The sequence below is a fragment of the Bartonella sp. CL70QHWL genome, assembly GCF_042194855.1.
Lineage (GTDB): Bacteria > Pseudomonadota > Alphaproteobacteria > Rhizobiales > Rhizobiaceae > Bartonella.
Map to the genome: position 1 here is coordinate 1,375 of NZ_JBHINJ010000050.1, position 2,503 is coordinate 3,877.

2 protein-coding genes are annotated in these 2,503 nt (G+C 38.6%); one reads left to right on the forward strand and one right to left on the reverse strand.

Features of this window, described 5'->3' with window-relative positions; genetic code table 11:
* Positions 1-1,322 (reverse strand): DEAD/DEAH box helicase family protein (locus ACFIJZ_RS09340; protein ID WP_375631860.1); only part of this gene is annotated, 1,322 nt, incomplete at its 3' end.
* Positions 1,323-1,915: 593 nt separating this feature from the next.
* On the opposite strand from ACFIJZ_RS09340, the gene ACFIJZ_RS09345 reads away from it, so the two are divergent.
* Positions 1,916-2,503, forward strand: a 588-nt coding sequence (locus ACFIJZ_RS09345) for a POTRA domain-containing protein (protein ID WP_375631862.1), incomplete at its 3' end; no start/stop codon positions are given.

Here is a 2,503-nt window from a genome sequence, read left to right on the forward strand (position 1 = left end):
AGATGCTGGATAGATTTACTCACTTCTCCTTCATCAACACCTAAAACGATAATCTTGTAAGGCGTTAAAAGTCCATTTTTTACAGCATGGGAGAAACTATAAGAATAAAGGATTTTTCCATAAAGCTCTTCATCATCCATAGAAGCCAGAACAGCATCAATCTCATTAGCTTGTTTTTTGGCATTATCACTAAAGATACGAGGTGTTGCTGTCATATACAGACGTTTCTTGCCCCGAATAAGGCTATTATTATGAACCTTGATAAACTCAGATTCACTCTTGTCTGTTCCTAACACAGCTCCAGTGGTACGGTGTGCTTCATCACAAATGATCAGATCAAATTCCGGTAAAGCATATTTCTTTTGCGCATCCGAAATCACTTGTATCGAATGGTAGGTAGCAAAGACCACTGTCATGGCATCAGGAGAAACCTTATTGGCTTTTTCTCCAAGCTTTTGAGAATCTGTTGTTGCTGGTAGAGCGAGATCCGAGACATCGAGTTCGGCAGCATCATCTTGGGCTTTACGACGTTTGCCAACTTGTGTATCAGAACACACGGCAAAGGAACGCAAGGGTATTGCTGTATCTGCTGTCCATTCTCTTATTGTTTGTGACATTAAAGAAAGAGAGGGGACAAGGAATAAAACACGTTTACCTTGACCAGCAAGAACTTCTGCTATCTTCAGACTGGTAAAGGTCTTTCCCGTTCCACACGCCATAATCAGCTTGCCGCGGTCTGCTTCTTGTAAACCGTCACAAACAGCTTTAAGCGCTTCTTGTTGATGATCTAAAAGATTTTTCGGTTCTTTTTTCTTAAGAGTAGCTTCCCCTTTGCTTTCAAAGGTTGACCAATCTATTTGACTGTTTTCCAGATCAAAAAGATTAATCCGTTGAATGCGGACTCCTTGTCCTTCACAGGTGAGATCGGCATTGTTACTCCAATTACCTTCGGTGCTATCAACCAGAATACGGCGTGTGAATATTTTCTTGCCAGACGCTGCTATAAAGCTATCAATATCTTCCTTCTTGATTTGATGATTTGCACTATAAAACTTACATTGAATAGCGGCATATCCTTCTTCATCACGAATTTTAGCAACCAGATCAATGCCGATATCACGCCCATCTTCTCCATGCTCTTTTGCCCATTCACAATAGGTTTGAACCTTTTCATATTCTTGGCATTGCAGAGGGTCTTGCGTCAAATAAGCAATTACAAACTTTTCAAAAGAAGTTCCTCTATCGCGCGCACTTTCTGTATGATCACGGTAGGATTGTAACAGAGAGCGTAATGTCAGTGATTTGTTATGAGATTGAAGCATTTATAATAAAACCCCACCGCTCTATAAGCGTTGATCTATCGGTGTCAAAAAACTTTAAATAGAATCTGCTAGATCTATTTAAAACAAATAGCAATAATAAAATAAAAAAAGGGTGCTAAAGACCCACAACCTGCTTAAAAAGAAATTTTATTAAATGCTGCTTATCCACAGCCCATGACATGAGGTAAAATCAGCAAAATAGTGAAATTTGCTGTTCGTTTTATGGAAAAAAGACAAATTTGATATGTGCTTTAAGATATCAGAATAAGTATTTTGAAGCATTTTACCACGCATTTTATAGATAGGTTTTGAAGGTTCACTCTATGAATGCAAGCGGATATGGTTGAGCAAACTTATCCTTTATATTTATGGGGATATTGATGTATTAACCATTGACGGGCTAAATAGTTTTGTTTAGAAGTTCTTCCATATAAATGTGGGGGAGAGATCTTCAACAGTTAAAATAAAGCAGTTTTTTTAGTGTCACTTTTTTGGTCACAGAGGCATGTGCTTTTGTTAAAAGCGTCATAGGGCAGTGGCTGTTTTGAGTGGATTTATTAGCGGTTCCATGAAGTTCTTTTAAAGAGTGCTTCATGAATAATGCAAAGCGGGGGCAATCTGTATTGTTTTGTGTATTTTTACGCCAAAGTTCTCTTTTGAGAATTTTTCGTGCCATTGTTGTTTTCTTTGGCTTGTTTACAGGTGTAAATGTTTATGCGCGCTCCTCAGCTATTTTTCATTCCCCAACCGATAATTTTTCTCGCCAACAATCTGAGAAGCAGCAATTAGAAAGAATTGAGAAATTACGGTCTTTAACGCCTAAAAGGATCAAGACGCCTTCAGAGCAAAATCCAGAAACGCTTTTGGGTGGGAAGCAATGTTTTCCCATTCATGCTCTTGTTGTTGAGGGAGTGCATCATGTCAAAAAGCGCTCTATATCAGCCGTAACAGAGCCTTATGTTGGAAGATGTATTGGGCTTTTTGATATTCAGCTCTTAATCAAGAAGTTAACCAAAGTTTATTTGGATCAAGGCTATGTGACGGCGCGTTTTTACATTCCTGATCAAGATATCAAAAACAGCAAGACGCTCAAATTTATTGTCGTTGAGGGCAAGCTTTCAGAGATTTACTATAATGGTTCACCGGCATCTCGTTATAACAATGTTGTGTGGAGTGCTTTT